The organism is Paraburkholderia sediminicola, from assembly GCF_046026895.1.
GTDB classification, from domain to species: domain Bacteria; phylum Pseudomonadota; class Gammaproteobacteria; order Burkholderiales; family Burkholderiaceae; genus Paraburkholderia; species Paraburkholderia sediminicola_C.
The window spans coordinates 69,765-87,818 of record NZ_JAQQEU010000012.1; the positions used below are offsets into that span (position 1 = coordinate 69,765).

At 64.0% G+C, this 18,054-nt stretch carries 16 protein-coding genes and 1 pseudogene; 9 read left to right on the forward strand and 8 right to left on the reverse strand.

The annotated features are described in order from the left end of the window. Positions 1–72 precede the first annotated feature (72 nt). The 6 genes from hda to panB are packed head-to-tail and all read left to right on the forward strand — an operon-like array spanning position 73 to position 5,236. Positions 73–849 (forward strand): DnaA regulatory inactivator Hda, encoded by a 777-nt coding sequence (gene hda, locus PQR02_RS11330; protein ID WP_408229842.1) that lies wholly within the window; start codon positions 73–75, stop codon positions 847–849. Further along, positions 842–1,528 carry a histidinol-phosphatase gene (locus PQR02_RS11335; protein ID WP_408229845.1) on the forward strand — a complete coding sequence of 229 codons (687 nt, stop codon included), beginning with the start codon at positions 842–844 and terminating at the stop codon, positions 1,526–1,528. Before hda ends, PQR02_RS11335 begins: the two co-directional genes overlap by 8 nt. After that, positions 1,525–3,117, forward strand: a complete 1,593-nt coding sequence (pcnB, locus tag PQR02_RS11340) for a polynucleotide adenylyltransferase PcnB (RefSeq protein ID WP_408229848.1) — start codon at positions 1,525–1,527, stop codon at positions 3,115–3,117. Before PQR02_RS11335 ends, pcnB begins: the two co-directional genes overlap by 4 nt. A gap of 48 nt (positions 3,118–3,165) precedes the next feature. Continuing rightward, positions 3,166–3,708, forward strand: a complete 543-nt coding sequence (gene folK / locus PQR02_RS11345) for a 2-amino-4-hydroxy-6-hydroxymethyldihydropteridine diphosphokinase (RefSeq protein ID WP_408229851.1) — start codon at positions 3,166–3,168, stop codon at positions 3,706–3,708. Beyond that, the gene (locus PQR02_RS11350; RefSeq protein WP_408229854.1) at positions 3,705–4,385 is read left to right on the forward strand and encodes a deoxynucleoside kinase; all 681 of its coding nucleotides are present in this window, start codon (positions 3,705–3,707) and stop codon (positions 4,383–4,385) included. The genes folK and PQR02_RS11350 overlap by 4 nt, the downstream gene beginning before the upstream one ends. 35 nt (positions 4,386–4,420) lie before the next feature. Continuing rightward, positions 4,421–5,236: a 3-methyl-2-oxobutanoate hydroxymethyltransferase gene (panB, locus tag PQR02_RS11355; protein ID WP_408229857.1), complete on the forward strand. Its 816-nt coding sequence runs from the start codon at positions 4,421–4,423 to the stop codon at positions 5,234–5,236. 101 nt (positions 5,237–5,337) lie between these two features. On the opposite strand, the gene PQR02_RS11360 is transcribed toward panB, so the two are convergent. The 5 genes and pseudogenes from PQR02_RS11360 to grpE all read right to left on the reverse strand — a co-directional run bounded on the left by PQR02_RS11360 (position 5,338) and on the right by grpE (position 11,748). Further along, on the reverse strand, positions 5,338–7,296 hold the full coding sequence (locus tag PQR02_RS11360; protein ID WP_408229860.1) for a chorismate-binding protein: 1,959 nt from the start codon (positions 7,294–7,296) through the stop codon (positions 5,338–5,340). 25 nt (positions 7,297–7,321) lie between these two features. Further along, the gene (gene dnaJ / locus PQR02_RS11365; RefSeq protein WP_408229863.1) at positions 7,322–8,461 is read right to left on the reverse strand and encodes a molecular chaperone DnaJ; all 1,140 of its coding nucleotides are present in this window, start codon (positions 8,459–8,461) and stop codon (positions 7,322–7,324) included. A 270-nt stretch (positions 8,462–8,731) separates the two neighbouring features. Next, positions 8,732–10,684 carry a molecular chaperone DnaK gene (gene dnaK, locus PQR02_RS11370; RefSeq protein WP_408229866.1) on the reverse strand — a complete coding sequence of 651 codons (1,953 nt, stop codon included), beginning with the start codon at positions 10,682–10,684 and terminating at the stop codon, positions 8,732–8,734. A 153-nt stretch (positions 10,685–10,837) separates the two neighbouring features. After that, positions 10,838–11,121, reverse strand: a pseudogene (locus tag PQR02_RS11375) (hypothetical protein). A gap of 45 nt (positions 11,122–11,166) precedes the next feature. After that, on the reverse strand, positions 11,167–11,748 hold the full coding sequence (grpE, locus tag PQR02_RS11380) for a nucleotide exchange factor GrpE (RefSeq protein WP_408229869.1): 582 nt from the start codon (positions 11,746–11,748) through the stop codon (positions 11,167–11,169). 377 nt (positions 11,749–12,125) lie between these two features. On the opposite strand from grpE, the gene PQR02_RS11385 reads away from it, so the two are divergent. Further along, on the forward strand, positions 12,126–12,287 hold the full coding sequence (locus PQR02_RS11385; RefSeq protein WP_408229872.1) for a hypothetical protein: 162 nt from the start codon (positions 12,126–12,128) through the stop codon (positions 12,285–12,287). Here PQR02_RS11385 and PQR02_RS11390 read toward each other — a convergent pair. The 3 genes from PQR02_RS11390 to hrcA all read right to left on the reverse strand — a co-directional run bounded on the left by PQR02_RS11390 (position 12,259) and on the right by hrcA (position 14,935). After that, entirely contained in the window at positions 12,259–12,666 is a 408-nt protein-coding gene (locus PQR02_RS11390; protein ID WP_408229875.1) for an RNA-binding S4 domain-containing protein, read from the reverse strand. The genes PQR02_RS11385 and PQR02_RS11390 overlap by 29 nt on opposite strands. 8 nt (positions 12,667–12,674) lie before the next feature. Continuing rightward, on the reverse strand, positions 12,675–13,745 hold the full coding sequence (hemH, locus tag PQR02_RS11395; protein ID WP_408229878.1) for a ferrochelatase: 1,071 nt from the start codon (positions 13,743–13,745) through the stop codon (positions 12,675–12,677). A 170-nt stretch (positions 13,746–13,915) separates the two neighbouring features. After that, on the reverse strand, positions 13,916–14,935 hold the full coding sequence (hrcA, locus tag PQR02_RS11400) for a heat-inducible transcriptional repressor HrcA (RefSeq protein ID WP_367838965.1): 1,020 nt from the start codon (positions 14,933–14,935) through the stop codon (positions 13,916–13,918). 348 nt (positions 14,936–15,283) lie between these two features. Here hrcA and PQR02_RS11405 point away from each other — a divergent pair, with 348 nt between their 5' ends. Both PQR02_RS11405 and recN read left to right on the forward strand, forming a co-directional pair. Next, the gene (locus tag PQR02_RS11405) at positions 15,284–16,186 is read left to right on the forward strand and encodes an NAD kinase (RefSeq protein ID WP_408229882.1); all 903 of its coding nucleotides are present in this window, start codon (positions 15,284–15,286) and stop codon (positions 16,184–16,186) included. 80 nt (positions 16,187–16,266) lie between these two features. After that, complete coding sequence (gene recN / locus PQR02_RS11410) at positions 16,267–17,937, forward strand: DNA repair protein RecN (RefSeq protein WP_408229885.1); 1,671 nt, start codon at positions 16,267–16,269, stop codon at positions 17,935–17,937. Positions 17,938–18,054 lie beyond the last annotated feature (117 nt).

The window sequence follows — 18,054 nt, forward strand, 5'->3', positions numbered from 1 at the left end:
GCTTACTGACGTTTCAGGGCCCGAGGTCCGGGCCGCTTGCGGCCTTAGCCTCATTTTCGGCATTCACCTACTGTGCTTCGTCAACTGACGCTCGATCTCGGCACCCCGCCGCCATCGACATTCGACAATTTCTTCGCCGGCGCGAACGCGGAGCTGGTCACGCGGCTGCGTGAGCTCGACAACGCGCTTGCCGCCGGACCGGTCGCCGACCGCACCTTCTATCTCTGGGGCGAATCCGGCAGCGGCCGCACGCACCTGTTGCAGGCGCTCGTGCACGAAGCGCCGCCGGGTCATGCGCGCTTCGCCGGTCCGCAGAGCAGCCTCGCCGCGTTCGGCTTCGACCCGCGCGTCGCGCTCTACGCGATCGACGACTGCGACGCGCTGTCGGCCGCCCAGCAGATCGCCGTGTTCAACCTGTTCAACGAAGTGCGCGCGCATCCCACCAGCGCGCTGGTCGCCGCGGGCAATGCGGCGCCGATCGGCATGACGGTGCGCGAGGATTTGCGCACCCGCCTCGGCTGGGGCCTCGTGTTCCATCTCGCGCCGCTGCCGGACGAAGCCAAGGCGGCGGTACTCAAGCACGCGGCGCGCGAGCGCGGCCTCATGCTCGCCGACGACGTGCCCGCCTACCTGCTCACGCACTTTCGCCGCGACATGCCGAGCCTGATGGCGCTGCTCGACGCGCTCGACCGCTTTTCGCTCGAACAGAAGCGTGCGGTCACGCTGCCGCTGTTGCGCACCATGCTGGCTTCGCCCGGCGTCGACGAACGGCGCGCCGGCTCGGCGGCGGGTTCGCACGCCGCTTCATCCGCTTCATCCGCTTCAAGTAAAATAGGCCCCCATGGCTAACCTCGCACTCTTCGATCTCGACCACACGCTCATTCCCACCGACAGCGACCACGAATGGGGCCGCTTCATGGTGAAACAAGGCATGGTCGACGCCGAAAATTTCGCCCGTGAAAACGACCGCTTTTTCGCCGACTACAAAGCCGGCAAGCTCGACATTCACGCCTATCTGATGGCCATGCTCACGCCGCTCGCCAAATACACGCGCGCCCAACTCGCCGACCTTCACGCGCAGTACATGCACGAAGTGATCACGCCGGCCATCTTCCCGGCCGCGCTGGAGCTGGTGAAGCAGCACCGTGAAGCCGGCGACCTCTGCTGCGTGGTGACCGCGACCAACGAATTCATCACGCGCCCGATCGCCCAGGCCTTCGGCGTCGATACGCTGATCGCCTGCGAAGTGGAAACCCTCGGCGGCGATCCGCACGGGCCCTACACCGGCCGCCCCACCGGCACGCCGAGCTACAAGGAAGGCAAGATCGTCCGCACCGAAGCGTGGCTCGCGTCGCTCGGCAAGAGCTGGAGCGACTTCGAGCACAGCTATTTCTACAGCGATTCGCACAACGACATTCCGTTGCTCGAGAAGGTCACCGACCCCATCGCGACCAATCCGGACGACACATTGCGCGCTCATGCGCAAGCCAAAGGCTGGCGCATCCTCGAACTCTTTCAACCCTCGTGATAAAAAAACTCATTCGCAAGCTATTCGGCCAGGACAAGGCGCCCACTGACGACACCGTGCCCGCCGAAGCCGAAGCAGACTCAACCGGCGGCGCCCGCACGCGCACGAAGTCCACCACCGCGGGCACAGCCAGGCCGCGCCGCAAAGCCACCGGCGCGGCCGCGCAGGTCGTGCCCGACCCGGACGTGCCGGTGATCATTCCGCACGACGTGCACGGCATCGATCCCGCGTTGATCTCGCGGAACGCGATTCGCGTGACCGAAGGCTTGCAGCAGGCGGGGCACCGCGCGTTCATCGTCGGCGGGGCGGTGCGCGATCTGCTGCTCGGTATCAAGCCGAAAGACTTCGACGTCGCCACCGACGCCACCCCCGAACAGGTGCAGAAGCTGTTCCGCCGCGCGCGCATCATCGGCCGACGGTTTCAGATCGTGCACGTGCAGTTCGGCCAGGAGATCATCGAAACCTCGACGTTCCGCGCGCTGGTCGATCCGCCCGCGGCGGACGCCGCGCCGGCGCGGCGCCTGAAGCGCGACGAGCTCGACCGCCGCACTCACGCGGTGGACGCGAGCGGCCGCGTGCTGCGCGACAACGTGTGGGGCGAGCAGCACGAAGACGCCACGCGCCGCGACTTCACGGTCAACGCGATGTACTACGATCCGGCCACGCAAACCGTGCTGGACTATCACAACGGCATGGCCGACATGCGCGCGCGTCTGTTGCGCATGATCGGCGATCCGGCCACGCGGTATCGCGAAGATCCGGTGCGCATGCTGCGCGTGGTGCGTTTTGCCGCGAAGCTCGAGTTCGAGATCGAAGACAGCACCCGCGCGCCGATCGCCAAAATGGCCGATCTGATCAACAACGTGCCCGCCGCGCGTCTGTTCGACGAGATGCTCAAGCTGATGCTGTCGGGTCACGCGCTCGCCTGCCTGAAGCGCTTGCGCGACGAGGGCCTGCATCATGGGCTGCTGCCGCTGCTCGACGTGGTGCTGGAGCAGCCCACCGGCGAAAAATTCATCACGTTGGCGCTGACCAACACGGATGCCCGCGTGCGCGCCGGCAAACCGGTGTCGCCGGGCTTTCTGTTCGCCACGCTGTTGTGGCACGACGTGCAGCAGCGCTGGCAGAAATTCGAAGCGGACGGTGAATATCCGGTGCCTGCGCTGCATCGCGCGATGGACGACGTCCTCGACATGCAAACCGAGAAACTCGCGATCCACAAGCGCTTCTCGTCGGATATGCGCGAGATCTGGGGCCTGCAGCTGCGCCTCGAAAAACGCTCGGGAAGAAGCGCGCTGAAGCTGCTGGAACACCAAAGATTTAGAGCGGGGTATGATTTCCTCCTGTTGCGCTGCGAATCGGGCGAACTCGACGAGTCGGTCGGTGCGTGGTGGACGGAGTTCATCGAAGGAGACGTCGCCGCGCGTGAGGCATTGCTCACGCAGGGCGGGAAGGACCGGAGTCCCAGAAAACGACGGCGGCGCAGCAGTGGCGCCAGAAACCGCAATGCGGGCGACGGAATGGAGGGCGGCACGCCAGCCGAACGCACAGACAACGACGCGGGCCACGACGGCTCGCACGACGACTGACGCGGCGTTCGCTGAAGCCGTCGAACGATAGTTGCAGGAAGTTATGCCATGACGGTTGCTTATCTCGGCCTCGGCGCGAATCTCGGGGACGCGCGCCAGACCCTGAAAGACGCAGTGGTGTGCCTGGCCCAACAGCACACCATCTCCGTGCTCGCGAAATCGAGCCTGTATCGCACTGCCCCGATCGACGCGGGCGGTGACGATTATTTCAACTGCGTCGTGAAGGTCGATACGACGCTTCCCGTGCGGCATCTGCTGGCGCTGTGCCACAAGATCGAGCATCAGTTCGGCCGTGAACGGCCGTTTCGCAACGCACCGCGCACGCTCGACCTGGACATCCTGCTGTACGGCGATCAATCGATCGACGAAGCCGACCTGATCGTGCCGCATCCGCGCCTGGCCGAACGCGCGTTCGCGCTGGTGCCGCTCGTCGAAATCGACGCGGCGCTCGTCATCCCGCAACACGGCCGCGCCGACGCACTGCTCGCCGGCGTCACTCATCAACGCATCGAGAAGGTGAAGTCGGCCTGTCAGTGTCCAATGCTCAATGCATTGACGACCGGCAGCGCCGACAAAGGCCGCTGCGAATGAGTTCGCCGCCCCTCACGGTCACCGCGCCGCACTTGCGTCCACCGTTCGGCTATCTCGCGATCGAAGGGCCGATCGGCGTCGGCAAGACCTCGCTCGCGCGGCGCCTCGCGCAGCGCTGGTCGATGCACGAACTATTCGAGCGGCCGCAGGACAATCCCTTTCTCGAACGTTTTTATCGCGACACCGCGCGTTACGCGTTGCCCACGCAGTTGCACTTCGCGTTGCAGCGCGCGCAGCAGGCTCAGGACGTGAGCGCCGCGTATGATTCGGGCACGCCGCTCATCGCCGATTTCATGACGCAGAAGAACGACATCTTCGCGCGTCTGACCTTGCAGGAAGACGAGTGGCAACTGTATCGCGCGCTCGCGGCGCGGCTCGAAACCAGCGCGCCGGCGCCGGATTTCGTGCTCTATCTGCAGGCCAGTCCCGAGGTGCTGTTCGCGCGCATTCAGAAGCGCGCCGTGCCGATGGAGCTGCAGATTTCCGATGCGTATCTGCACGCGCTGTGCGACGCGTACAACGACTTCTTTTATCACTACGACCGCACGCCCGTGCTGACGGTCAACGCTGAACACCTGAATCCGCTCGACTCGGACGCGGACCTTGCGCTGCTCGCCGAACGCATCGAAACGATGCGCGGCCGTAAGGAATTCTTTGTCAAAGGCACGACGCTCTGAGCGGCGCGGACACCCCTTTTCCAATGGATTGACCCATGACTTATTTGCAGGAAGCGAGCCGGAGCGCTATCACCGTGCCGAAACTGCAGGCAATGCGCGACGCCGGCGAAAGAATCGCCATGCTCACTTGTTATGACGCGAGCTTCGCCGCGCTGCTGGATCGCGCGGGCGTCGACGTGCTGCTGATCGGCGACTCGCTCGGCAACGTGCTGCAAGGCCAGACGACCACGCTGCCGGTGTCGCTCGCCGACATCGCGTATCACACGGTCAGCGTCGCGCGCGCGCGGACCTCGGCGCTGGTGGTGGCCGATCTGCCGTTCGGCACCTACGGCACGCCCGAGGACGCATTCAGAAGTTCGGTGGAATTGATGCGCGCCGGCGCGCAGATGGTGAAGCTCGAGGGCGGCGAATGGCTCGCCGATACGGTGCGCTTTCTGGTCGACCGATCGATTCCGGTGTGCGCGCACGTCGGCCTCACGCCGCAGTCGGTGCATGCGTTCGGCGGCTTCAAGGTGCAGGGCAAAACCGAGGCGGGCGCGAGCCAACTGTTGCGCGACTCGCTCGCGATGCAGGCGGCCGGCGCGCAGCTGATCGTGATGGAAGCGATTCCGACGCAGCTTGCCAGCGACGTCACGAAACAACTGCGCATTCCGACGATCGGGATCGGCGCGGGTCTCGATTGTTCGGGTCAGGTGCTGGTGCTGCACGACATGCTGGGGATTTTCCCCGGCAAGCGGCCCCGCTTCGTCAAGGATTTCATGCAGGGGCAGCCGAGCATTCTGGCCGCCGTGGAAGCGTATGTGCGCGCGGTAAAGGACGGTTCGTTCCCCGGACCGGAGCACACGTTCTGATGAGTTCGAAGCGCCTGGGTGTTTAGCCGGGCGCTGGTTTGTGTTTGCGCACGCGGGCGGTTCTTTCTTGCCGATGCACGCGTGCGGTTCGCTTCACTGTGCTAACGGACAATCCGCGCCGGCAGCGCGCCGCGCAACGCGTTGCAGATCAGCAGCGCTTCGGCGTTCAGCACGTCCGCCTGCGTCAGGACTTTTTCAGCCGCTTGCAGGTCCGGCGCTGCTTCGAGCAGCACACTGCGCATCACGCCGGGCAGCACGCCCGACGCGAGCGGCGGCGTCCACCATCGCCCCGCCAGCTTCACAAACACATTCGACCGGCCGCCTTCAGTCAACTCACCTCGTTCGTTGAAGAACAGCGTATCGAACGCGCCCTTCGCCTCGGCGTCGCGCCAGCCGCGGTCGAAGTGCGCGCGGCGGGTGGTTTTGTGGCGCAGCAGCGGGTCGCCGGCCTCGGTCGCGGGAAAGGCCTGATCGGGACCGAGCAGCACGCCGACGGTCGAGTCCGCGAGGGGTGCAAGGACTGCGGCGATGATTTGCACCGTGCCGTCCTTGCTCAGCACGAGCCGCATGCGATGGGGAGAGTGCGCCGGCAGCGTCGCACATTTCGCGGCGATTTGCGCGCGAATCGAATCGATATCGTCGAGCCTGAAGCCGAGCGTCGAAGCGCTCGACGACAATCGTTCGAGATGACGCGCCAGATGGCGCACGCCCTCTTCCTGTGTCGCGTACATCGTTTCGAAGAGTTCGAAACCCGGCTCGGCGCCGGTCAGGAAACGCGCTTTCAAATTGCACTCCGCGTATTCGTCGGCGGCCACGCTGTCGAGGACGATGCCCGCGCCGATGCCCATCTCTCCTTTCAGGTCGCCGGTTTGCGCGGACCGCTTTAAGGTCAATGTCCGGATTGCGACAGAGAGGCAGAAGTCGCCGCAAGGGGATTCGTTGTGGGTGGTGGTGGCGGCGGGAGGCCTTGGGCCGCCCGCGGCATCTGCCGACGTGTCTTCAGCGTCAGCACGCGCCGCATCCGAAGACCCGTCGAGCCACCCGATCGCCCCGGTATAAAGCCCGCGCGGCGTGCTCTCCAGCTCGTCGATCAGCTGCATCGTGCGATGCTTCGGCGCGCCGGTAATCGAGCCGCACGGAAACAGCGCGCGCAGAATGCCCACGAACGACGTGCCGGGCCGCAACGCCGCTTCCACGGTCGACGTCATCTGCCAGACCGACGCATACGGTTCGACCGCGAACAGCGTCGGCACCTTGACCGACCCCGTCTGCGCGACCCGCGACAGATCGTTGCGCAACAGGTCGACGATCATCACATTTTCGGCGCGGTTTTTCGGATCGCTGCCGAGGAATTCGGCGGTGCGACGATCGGCTACCGGATCGTCCGAGCGCGGCGCGGTGCCTTTCATCGGCCGCGCGCGCAACTTCTCGCCCTGCTTCTCGACGAAAAGCTCCGGCGAGCACGACAACACCCAGTTATCGCCGGGCAATGCGATCAGCGCGCCGAACGGAACCGGCTGACGAGCCCTCAGGCGCCGATAGAACGCAGTGGGCGAGCCGAACACGTCGAAATTGAGCCGGTACGTGTAGTTGACCTGGTACGAATCGCCCGCGCGCAACGCGGCATGAATCGCATCGATTGCCGCATTGAATTGCGCGGGATCGACGCTCCCGCGCACGTTGGCCGTACCCGCCACCGACGGCTCGGCTGCGCCCTCGTCGCCTTCCGCGAGCCACGCATCGACCTCTTCGCGTGAATGTTTGCCGCGGCGCCCGAACAATAAAAAACGCAGCGTGGCATTGCCACGCTGCGTTTTCGGAGACCGGACCGTCCTGATATCGAGAAGCGTCCGGCCAAATTCATACTCGGCGAGCACGACGGCATGCAAGCCGGCCCGGATGTCCGCCGCGACGCTCTCGCAGACGGTCTCCAGTTGCGCGCCGTCCGGGCAAACCCGTTCATGCACGAAACCCGTGTACAGACGACTCGAACGGCGCGCCGCCGTCGCGTCGCAATCGTCGAGCAACGCGAACACCGCGCCGCGCCTGTCAGTCGTCATGCTCACCGCCAACTTCCAACTGCTATTAATCGAAGAAGCTCTTCACCCGATCAAACCAGCTCTTGCTTTGCGGGCTATGCCGCGAGCCGCCTTCCACCAGCGCCTTTTCGAACTGCTTGAGCAGATCGCGTTGCGACTCGGTGAGCTTGACCGGGGTCTCGACTTGCACATGCACGTACAGATCGCCGGCGATGCTCGAACGCAGCCCCTTGATGCCCTTGCCACGTAAACGGAACGTCTTGCCCGACTGCGTGCCTTCCGGCACGGTGAAGCTGGCGCGGCCCGCGAGCGTCGGCACTTCGATTTCGCCGCCGAGTGCCGCGGTGGTGAACGGAATCGGCATCTGGCAATGCAGGTCGTCGCCATCGCGCTCGAACACCGAGTGCTGCTTGATGTGAATCTCGACGTACAGATCGCCCGACGGACCGCCGTTGATGCCCGGCTCACCGTTGCCGGCGGAGCGGATGCGCATGCCGTCGTCGATACCTGCGGGAATCTTCACTTCCAGCGTCTTGGTTTCCTTCACCTTGCCCGCGCCGTGGCAATGGCCGCACGGCTCGGGAATGTAGGTGCCGGTGCCGTGGCACTTGGGGCAGGTCTGCTGAATGCTGAAAAAGCCTTGCGACATCCGCACCGAACCCGAGCCGCTACAGGTCGGGCAGGTTTCCGGCTTGGTGCCGGGCTTCGCGCCCGAACCGTGACAGACTTCGCACGAAACCCAGCTCGGCACGCGAATCTGCGTGTCATAACCATGCGCGGCCTGTTCCAGCGTAATTTCCATGCTGTAGCGCAGATCGGCGCCGCGATACACCTGCGGGCCGGCACGTCCGCCGCCGCGTGCGGCGCCGCCGGCCGCCTGGCCGAAGATGTCGCCGAAAATATCGCCGAACGCATCCGCAAAACCGCCGAAGCCTTGCGCACCGGCTCCGCCCATGTTCGGATCGACGCCCGCGTGGCCGTACTGGTCGTACGCGGCACGCTTTTGCGAATCCGACAGCATTTCATAGGCTTCCTTCACCTCTTTGAAATGCTCTTCCGCATCCTTGTTGCCCGGATTGCGGTCGGGGTGGTGCTTCATCGCGAGCTTGCGATAAGCCTTCTTGATTTCGTCGTCGCTCGCGTTCTTTGCGACGCCCAGAACCTCGTAGTAATCCCGTTTCGCCATATCGGTTCAACGCCACTCGCGCAATGCGACGCGGTGGCTCCTCTTGAATGCTGGAGTCTCACGACTCGTCCGGCCGCTGTTTTCACCCGATTCGACACGGCTCAAAACAACGCCCTCCATAAAACAAATGTGCCCGGAGAGCCCCAAAAGGCTCGCCAGGCGTGGTAACCGCTCTTGCACGTTGCTTGTTGCCCTAAGCGGGCCGTTGCTTGTGCAGCCGGGCCGCACACGTTGCCGTGTGCGGCTTTACGGTCGAAATGCGACCTGGCTTTAGTCCTTCTTCACTTCCTTGAACTCGGCGTCGACCACGTCGTCCTGCTGCTGGCTCGCACCGGCCGCCGATGCACCCGCACCCGCCGCACCTGCCGCCGCTGCTTCGGCACCTTGCGCAGCCTGCATGTCGGCGTACATCTTCTCGCCCATCTTCTGCGACGCGGTTGCTACCACTTCGATCCTGGCTTCGATCGCGGCCTTGTCGCTCGAACCGCTCTTCAGCGTTTCTTCGAGGTCCTTCAACGCGGCTTCGATCTTTTCCTTCTCGCTTGCTTCCAGCTTGTCGCCGTATTCGGTGAGCGCCTTCTTCGTGCTGTGGACCAGCGCATCGCCCTGGTTGCGGGCATCGGCCAGCTCACGCAGCTTGTGATCTTCTTCCGCGTTCGCTTCCGCGTCCTTCACCATCTTCTCGATTTCGGCTTCGGACAGACCCGAGTTTGCCTTGATCGTGATGCGGTTTTCCTTGCCGGTCGCCTTGTCTTTCGCGCCGACGTGCAGAATGCCGTTCGCGTCGATGTCGAAGCTCACCTCGATCTGCGGCGTGCCGCGCGGTGCCGGCGGAATGCCTTCCAGGTTGAACTCGCCGAGCAGCTTGTTGCCCGCTGCCATTTCGCGTTCGCCCTGGAACACCTTGATCGTGACGGCGCCCTGATTGTCGTCCGCCGTCGAGTAGACCTGTGCGTGCTTGGTCGGGATCGTGGTGTTCTTGTTGATCATCTTCGTCATCACGCCGCCGAGCGTTTCGATGCCGAGCGACAACGGGGTCACGTCGAGCAGCAGAACGTCCTTGCGGTCGCCCGACAGAACCTGACCTTGAATCGCGGCGCCGACGGCGACGGCTTCGTCCGGGTTCACGTCACGGCGCGGATCCTTGCCGAAGAACTCCTTGACCTTTTCCTGCACCTTCGGCATACGGGTCATACCGCCGACCAGAATCACGTCGTCGATTTCGCCGACCTTCACGCCCGCGTCCTTGATCGCCACGCGGCACGGCTCGATCGTGCGTTCGATCAGTTCTTCAACCAGCGCTTCCAGCTTCGCACGCGTGATCTTCAGGTTCAAATGCTTCGGACCCGATGCGTCGGCCGTGATGTACGGCAGGTTGATTTCGGTTTGCTGGCTCGACGACAGCTCGATCTTCGCCTTTTCAGCCGATTCCTTCAGGCGTTGCAGCGCGAGCACGTCTTTCGACAGATCGACGCCTTGCTCTTTCTTGAACTCGCCGATGATGTAATCGATGATGCGCTGGTCGAAGTCTTCACCGCCGAGGAACGTATCGCCGTTCGTGGACAGCACTTCGAACTGCATTTCGCCGTCGACATCGGCGATTTCGATGATAGAGATGTCGAAGGTGCCGCCGCCGAGGTCGAACACGGCGATCTTGCGGTCACCCTTTTCAGCCTTGTCCAGGCCGAATGCCAGAGCGGCTGCGGTCGGTTCGTTGATGATCCGCTTCACCTCCAGACCGGCGATGCGGCCGGCGTCCTTGGTCGCCTGACGCTGGCTGTCGTTGAAGTACGCGGGAACCGTAATCACGGCTTCCGTCACCGGCTCGCCGAGGTAGTCTTCAGCGGTCTTCTTCATCTTGCGCAGCACTTCCGCGGAGATTTGCGGCGGAGCCAGCTTCTGATCGCGCACTTCGACCCATGCGTCGCCGTTATCGGCTTTCATGATCTTGTACGGCATCAGGCCGATGTCTTTCTGCACTTCTTTTTCTTCGAAGCGGCGGCCGATCAGGCGCTTGACCGCGTACAGCGTGTTGCGCGGGTTCGTGACCGACTGACGCTTCGCAGGCGCGCCGACGAGGATCTCGCCGTCTTCCATGTAAGCGATGATCGACGGCGTGGTACGCGCACCTTCCGAATTCTCGATCACCTTGACCGAATTGCCTTCCATGATCGCCACGCACGAGTTGGTCGTGCCGAGGTCGATGCCGATAATTTTGCCCATTTTCACTAATCTCCTAACTTTGATCGCTGCGGGAATCGCCCTGTTTGCCCATCCGGCGGTCAGGCGATCCGCCCTCAATTCCTGTCTGCACTCAACATAAGTGCGTCCGCATCGTTTTCAAGACCTCTTTTGCGATGCGGTCTTTAATTTTTTTCAATCGGTCGAACTTTTGCCTGCATCCGTACCCTCTGCTTGCGCGCCGCCTGCGGCAGCGGCCGCCCGGATCTTTTCACGCGCGGCGGCGACCGCCGCCTCGAATTGCCCAAGGCCGTGCCAGCCGGTCGCCCCGCCAAGCCGCTTGCCGCGGCGAAAGAAAAACTAGGTAGGCACGCCGTGCAGCATGAACCGCGGGCCAAGCCCGCGTCGAACGATTCGGCGCTCAACGCCTGCATGTCGAAGACGGCAAACGCGGTGGCGTCGACGCGGATGTTGGCCATGGCTGTGCGTGCGCGATGAAACGGCTTACGAAGCCTCGTGCCGCGTTACTTCGGCGCGGCGACGGTCACGAGCGCGGGACGCAGCACGCGATCGGCAATCACAAAGCCCTTTTGCAGCACGGCGACGACGGTGTTCGGCTCCTGATCGGCCGGCACCATCGAAATGGCCTGATGGCGGTGCGGATCGAACTTCTCGCCGACCGGGTTCAGCGCGACGACGCGGCCTTTCTCCAGCGCGCCGGTCAACTGACGCAGCGTCAGTTCGACGCCTTCGCGCACCTTCTGCAGGTCGTCGGACGAGTGAGCGACGGCCGCTTCGAGGCTGTCGACCACCGGCAGCAGATGCTCCGCGAAGCTCTCGATCGCAAACTTGTGCGCCTTGGCGACGTCTTCCTGAGCGCGACGGCGCACGTTTTCCGTTTCCGCCTTCGCGCGCAGGAAGCTTTCCTGCAACTCGGCGATCTTCGCCTGAGCTTCGGCCAGCGCCGCCTGCTCGGCGGCGACAGGCGTCTGCTCGGCAGCGCTTGCAGCCGTATCTTGGGGTGCCGCCGCCTCGGCGGCCTGGCGCGCGGCTTCGTCCGCGGGCGTGGGATTCTGGCTCGTCGGGTTCTCTTGCGTGTTTTCCATGTCGCTGAAAGTCGTTAAAAAGTAAAAACCAATGGTGGCGGCAGCGCATCAAGCAGGAGGCGATTTGTGCATTGCTAAAAATCGCGCCCTGCGCGTTGGCGCGCAACCGCATATCAAGGTGGCAGATGGGGTCGGACAGACCCCTTTCAAGCGGCGCACCGCGTTCTTTTCGCACCGTCCGCGGGCCGTCGAAATGCACCGTTACAACCATTATTGCCCGCGCAATCAGATTGAGATTGAGTGCGGCGAACAAGTGGCCTATGCTCCAATAAAGCATCGGAAAAGACACGTTAACCCTAATCTGACGTATCCCTTACCGATTTAACCATTCCACCTGATTCGCCCGTTTCGTCCCGAATCTTCATGAAGGGAGTACCGTGAAACTGACCTTTGCAATAGGAGTGGTCGCACTGGTACTGGTTGCGGGCACCACCACCATCTGCATGTCCGGAGCGGTCAACGATCACACCACCGAGTACGGCGGCGTGCACGCGACCATGGAACAGCTATTCAGTTCTCACCCGAAAATCTGTCGATGATACGGCGGTCGCGCTTGGTCGGCCGCCCATGCAATTCCGCGGCCGGCTCGCGATACGTCCTGCGGCGCTCCTGCTCCGCCTGCCGCTTCAGTTTGCTCTCCCCGGTCTCTGCATAGAGCGTTTGCGCGACGCTCGCGGGGCCGCGCACGTCGCACACACCCAGCACTTGCACCTGCCACACGATCCGCTCGATCTCGATCTCGACCAGATCACCGACCCGCACGTCTTTGGCTGGCTTGACGCTGGCCCCGCCGATCCGCACGTGCCCTTTGTCGACCGCGTCTGCCGCAAGCGAACGCGTCTTGAAGAAGCGCGCCGCCCACAGCCATTTGTCGATGCGCAGTTTCGCGCCCGCTTCGGTTGAAATCCGGTAGTTCATGAGTCTGCTCAAGCTCCCGTGATGTGCGGCACAGCCGCCGCCTGCACCGGCCAGCCCTGGAGATTCTGCGCGACGATTTCGCCGAGCGCGGCGATCCACGGCTGCGCCGCGTTCATGCAGGCAATCCGGTGAAACTCCTTGCCGCCTGCATGCAGGAATTCGTCGCGCACTTCCATGCCGATTTCTTCAATCGTTTCAAGGCAGTCGGCGGTAAAGCCCGGACAGAAGACGTCTGCGCGCCGCACCCCCGCCGCACCCAGCTCTTTCAGCGTGGGCGCGGTGTACGGCTGCAGCCATTCGGCCTTGCCGAAACGCGACTGGAAGGTGATCCGGCATTCCACCGGAGTCAGTTCCAGCGCCTGCATCAACAACGCGCCAGTCTGCTGGCATTGCTCGTGGTACGGGTCGCCGAGGTCCAGGGTGCGCTTGGGCACGCCGTGAAAACTAAGCACCAGTTTGTCGCCCGCCGCGAAATCCGGCCGGCCGTGATGATGCCAATAGTGACGGACCTGCGCGGCGAGCGCCGCAATGTACGCCGGATGATCCGCGTACTGGCGCACCGTGCGGAGCTCCGGCTGGTTGCGCATGCGCTTGAGCGCCGAAAAGGCGGCGTCGAACGCGGTAGCCGTGGTCGACGACGAGTATTGCGGGTACATGGGCATCAGCAGCACACGTTCGGCGCCCGCCAGCTTCAGTTGGTTCAGCATGGCCGGAATGCCCGGTGTGCCGTAGCGCATGGCGTAATCGACCAGCACCGTGTAGTCGTTCAATTGCAGCAGATGGCGCAAGCCCTCCACCTGCTTCTCCGTATGGACGCGCAGCGGCGAGCCTTCGGGCATCCAGACCGCGGCGTACTTTTTCGCGGAGCTGCGGCCGCGAAACGGCAGGATCAGGAGCCGCAGAATGATCTGCCAGAGCAGCGCCGGAATCTCGACCACTCGGGGATCAGACAGGAACTGCGCGAGATAGCGGCGGACCGCGCGCGGCGTCGGCGCGTCGGGCGTGCCGAGATTGATCAGCAGCACGGCGACGCGATGTGACGCGGCGTTCTGCGAAGGCCGCTCGAGGTCGAAGCGCATAGGCAGCAGGAGTCACCGCTTTACGCGGCGAGTCGATTCAGTGGAAATTCATTATAGCGGCGCGGTCCCTGGCCGGGTCCGCCACGCACCCCTGGCCGTTCGGCCGATTGGCAAGCAGCGTTCGCTCACGCATCATGCTCAGCACGGCCTGCCGCAGTGGGGAGGGACCGTTACTGCTGGCTCAAGGTCAGCGAAAGCAGACGCGCTGTGATGTCGACAATCGGAATCACGCGGTTGTAGGCCATGCGGGTGGGCCCGATCACGCCGAGCGTGCCGACAATCTTGCCATTCACCTCGTACGGCGCGGTGACGACGCTCATCTCCTCGATCGGCACGAGATTCGACTCGCCGCCGATGAAAATCTGCACGCCCGCCGCGTGACTCGACACGTCGAGCAATTGAAGGAGACTGGTCTTTTGGTCGAACACATCGAACAGCTTGCGCAGGCGCGCCATGTCCGACGACAGGTCGGCGACTTCGAGCAGGTTGCGCTCGCCGGATATCAGCACGGTCTCGCCGGTGTCGGACTCGTCCGTGCTGGCCGTGACGGCGGCATGCATCAGCGTGGTCATGTCGCCGCGCAGCTCGTCGATTTCCTCGCGCAGACGGCGGCGTACCTCGTCGAACGACAGGCCCGCGAAATGCGCGTTGATGTAATTGGAGGCCTCGACCAGTTGCGACGGCGAGAAATCGCGCTGGGTCGCCATGATGCGGTTCTGCACATCGCCTTCGGGCGTCACGATGATCAGCAGGATGCGCTTGTCGGACAAACGCATGAACTCGATCTGCTTGAACACGTGGCTGCGCCGTGGCGTGAGCACGACGCCTGCGAACTGCGACAGGTTGGACAGCACGCTGGCCGCCGCGGCGACGATTTTCTGCGGTTCGCCTGCCTGCAGCGTGGTCTTGACGGTGCGCATCACGGCTTCTTCGTCCGCGGCGGATTCCACCGTCAGCATCGTGTCCACGAACAGCCGGTAGCCGCGCGGCGTGGGAATGCGGCCTGCGGATGTATGCGGACTGATCACGAGCCCCAGGTCCTCGAGATCGGACATCACGTTACGGATGGTTGCCGGACTCAACTCGAGGCCCGAATAACGTGACAGCGTGCGCGAGCCGACCGGCTGACCTTCGGCGATGTAGCGCTCAATCAGCGTTTTGAGGAGGGTTTGTGCGCGAGGATCTAGCATGACGGAAAATTTTAGCTCAATGACGGAACTACCGCGAGCGCTAACAATGCCTGGCCCTGACGAAAACGCGACTGCTTGCCGGGACGCCGGCCGCTCCGTGATCGGGTGCTGGCGAGGCGTCCGGCATTCGACCCGGCGCCGCACTGGTCATCATGCACCTCACCCGGGGCATCCTTCAGACCGCCGGGCGCCGATCGGCGGATCGCCGCACACTAATCGGCGCATCGGTGATCAAGGCTTCACCATTCTAACGATAATCGCCGCATGCGCCGGCGCCCCGCGTGCGCCGGCCCGCTACCGGGTCTGTCTGCGGTTCTTTTCGGGCCCTACCTATGGTGTAATGCCGGCATGCAAGTGACCAGCCAGTTCAAGACCGTCGCGCTCGTTGGGCGCAACAACACGCCAGGCATCAGCGAGCCGTTGACCGCGCTCGCTTCTTGCATCGCGAAGCGCGGCTTCGAGGTCGTGTTCGAAGCCGACACCGCCGCCGAAATCGGCATCACCGACTATCCGGCGCTGCGTCCCGCAGAGATTGGCGCGCGCGCCGACGTCGCGGTGGTGCTGGGCGGCGACGGCACGATGCTCGGCATTGGCCGCCAACTCGCGCCGTACCGCACGCCGCTCATCGGCATCAACCACGGTCGGCTCGGCTTCATCACCGACATTCCGATCTCGCACATGAGCGAGATCGTGCCGCAAATGCTGGCCGGCAATTTCGAGCGCGAAGAACGCGTGCTGCTCGAAGCGCGCATCATGCGTGGCGGCAATCCGATCTATCACGCGCTGGCCTTCAACGACGTGGTGGTCAACCGCAGCGGCTTTTCGGGGATGGCGGAACTGCACGTCTCGGTGGACGGGCGCTTCATGTACAACCAGCGCTCGGACGGTCTGATCGTCGCCACGCCGACCGGCTCGACCGCCTACGCGCTGTCGTCGCAAGGGCCGATTTTGCATCCGCAATTGCAAGGCATCGTGCTGGTGCCGATCGCGCCGCATGCTTTGTCGAACCGTCCGATCGTGCTGCCGGACGACTCGAAGGTGAGCATCCAGATCGTCTCCGGGCGAGAAGTGAACGTCAATTTCGACATGCAGTCGTTCACCTCGCTGGAGTTGAGCGACACGATCGAAGTGCGTCGCTCGCGTCATACGGTGCCCATGCTGCACCCGGTCGGCTACAGCTACTACGCCACGCTGCGCAAAAAGCTGCATTGGAACGAATACCCGTCGCACGAAGAAGACCCCAAGCCCTGAGCGGCGCAGCAACGCTGGAACGCTAACGACAAAGGCCGCCGCTGCCGAACCCTGAATCTCAAGCTCATCAGACACCCTCCATGCTTCGCCACCTCTCGATACGCGACTTCGTCATCGTCGCCGAGCTCGACCTCGAATTCGACAGCGGCTTTACTGTTTTCTCGGGCGAAACGGGCGCCGGCAAGTCGATCCTGATCGACGCGCTGGCGCTTGCGCTAGGCGCTCGCGCCGATGCGAGCGTCGTGCGCACCGGCGAGAGCCGCGCCGACATCACCGCCGAATTCGAGACCCATGCGCAGGTCGAACAATGGCTCGACGAGCAGGCGCTCGGCGCAACCGCCGGGAACGACGAGCACGGCGGCACGGTCATGCTGCGGCGCGTGGTGGACGCCAACGGCCGCTCGCGCGCTTTCATCAACGGCACGGCGGCGACGCTCGCGCAGTTGCGCGAGGTCGGCGAGATGCTGGTGGATATTCACGGCCAGCACGCGCACCAGTTGCTGATGCGCCCGGACGCACAACGCGAACTGTTCGATACCCACGCCGGCCTTTCGGACGTCGCGGCCCACGTCACACGGGCGTGGCGCACGTGGCGCGAGAAAGCGCAGGCGGTCGAGCACGCGCAGACGCGCGACCGCGAGTTGCAGCTCGAACGCGAGCGCCTCGCGTGGCAGCTCACCGAACTCGACAAGCTCGCGCCGCAGCCCGGCGAATGGGAAGAGGTCAATAGCGAGCACCGGCGGCTGTCCCACTCGGCCAATCTGATCGACGGCGTGCAAGGCGCGCTCGCCGCGCTGTCCGAGTCGGACGAAGCGATGATCACGCACCTCGCGTCGATCGTGTCGAAGGTGCGCGACCTCGCGGAGATCGACCCGGCGCTGAACGACGTTCTGGCCGCGCTCGAACCGGCCGAAATCCAGTTGCAGGAAGCGGTGTATTCGCTGAGTCATTACGCGCAAAAACTCGAACTCGATCCGGACCGGCTCGCGCAAGTCGAAAAACGCCTCGACGCGTTGCACTCGGCCGCGCGCAAATTCCGTCTGCAAGCCGAAACCCTGCCTGACGAACACGAGGCGCGGCGCGCGCAACTGGCCGCGCTCGATGCCGCCGCCGATCTCGACAGCCTGCACGCAGCCGAGGCCAAAGCCAAAGAAGGATTCCTGACCGAGGCGAAAAAGCTCTCGAAGGCGCGCGCCAAGGCCGGCACCGCGCTGGGCGCGGCGGTCACCACCGGGATGCAGGAGCTGTCGATGAAAGGCGGCAGCTTCGAAGTCGCGCTCGTGCCATTGCCCGACGGCGGCGCGCATGGGCTCGAACAGGTCGAATTCCGGGTTGCCGGTCATGCTGGTGTGCCGCTGCGGCCGCTCGCCAAGGTCGCCTCGGGCGGCGAACTGGCGCGTATCAGCCTCGCGCTGGCGGTGATCGCCAGCGCCGCCAGCCCGACCCCCACGCTGATCTTCGACGAAGTCGACACAGGCATTGGCGGGGGTGTGGCCGAAGTAGTCGGACGGCTGCTGCATCAGCTCGGACAAGCGCGCCAGGTGTTGTGCGTGACTCATTTGCCGCAAGTCGCGGCGCGCGGCGACCACCATTTCCAGGTGGCGAAAGCCGGCAACGGCAAGGGCGGCACCGTGAGCAGCGTGATTTCGCTCGACAAGGCGAGCCGCGTCGAGGAAGTTGCGCGGATGCTGGGCGGTTTGGAAATCACCGCGACGACTCGCAAGCACGCGAAGGAGATGCTGGCCGCCTAGCGTGAAGTGGCCGGCGAACCGATCGTCCGGGCCAGTGGGAATAGGTCAGTCCACTACGGGAAAACGCGGAGGGCAGGCTCGGCACCCGCCTCCTTCACGTTCAATTCAAGCAACACC

Coding starts and splice junctions, on each gene's coding strand:
- PQR02_RS11335 (WP_408229845.1), top strand. CDS start 842: ATGGCTAACCTCGCACTCTTCGATCTCGACCACACGCTCATTCCCACC.
- folK (WP_408229851.1), top strand. CDS start 3,166: ATGACGGTTGCTTATCTCGGCCTCGGCGCGAATCTCGGGGACGCGCGC.
- PQR02_RS11350 (WP_408229854.1), top strand. CDS start 3,705: ATGAGTTCGCCGCCCCTCACGGTCACCGCGCCGCACTTGCGTCCACCG.
- panB (WP_408229857.1), top strand. CDS start 4,421: ATGACTTATTTGCAGGAAGCGAGCCGGAGCGCTATCACCGTGCCGAAA.
- PQR02_RS11360 (WP_408229860.1), bottom strand. CDS start 7,296: ATGACGACTGACAGGCGCGGCGCGGTGTTCGCGTTGCTCGACGATTGC.
- dnaJ (WP_408229863.1), bottom strand. CDS start 8,461: ATGGCGAAACGGGATTACTACGAGGTTCTGGGCGTCGCAAAGAACGCG.
- dnaK (WP_408229866.1), bottom strand. CDS start 10,684: ATGGGCAAAATTATCGGCATCGACCTCGGCACGACCAACTCGTGCGTG.
- grpE (WP_408229869.1), bottom strand. CDS start 11,748: ATGGAAAACACGCAAGAGAACCCGACGAGCCAGAATCCCACGCCCGCG.
- PQR02_RS11390 (WP_408229875.1), bottom strand. CDS start 12,666: ATGAACTACCGGATTTCAACCGAAGCGGGCGCGAAACTGCGCATCGAC.
- hemH (WP_408229878.1), bottom strand. CDS start 13,745: ATGCGCTTCGACCTCGAGCGGCCTTCGCAGAACGCCGCGTCACATCGC.
- hrcA (WP_367838965.1), bottom strand. CDS start 14,935: ATGCTAGATCCTCGCGCACAAACCCTCCTCAAAACGCTGATTGAGCGC.
- PQR02_RS11405 (WP_408229882.1), top strand. CDS start 15,284: ATGCAAGTGACCAGCCAGTTCAAGACCGTCGCGCTCGTTGGGCGCAAC.
- recN (WP_408229885.1), top strand. CDS start 16,267: ATGCTTCGCCACCTCTCGATACGCGACTTCGTCATCGTCGCCGAGCTC.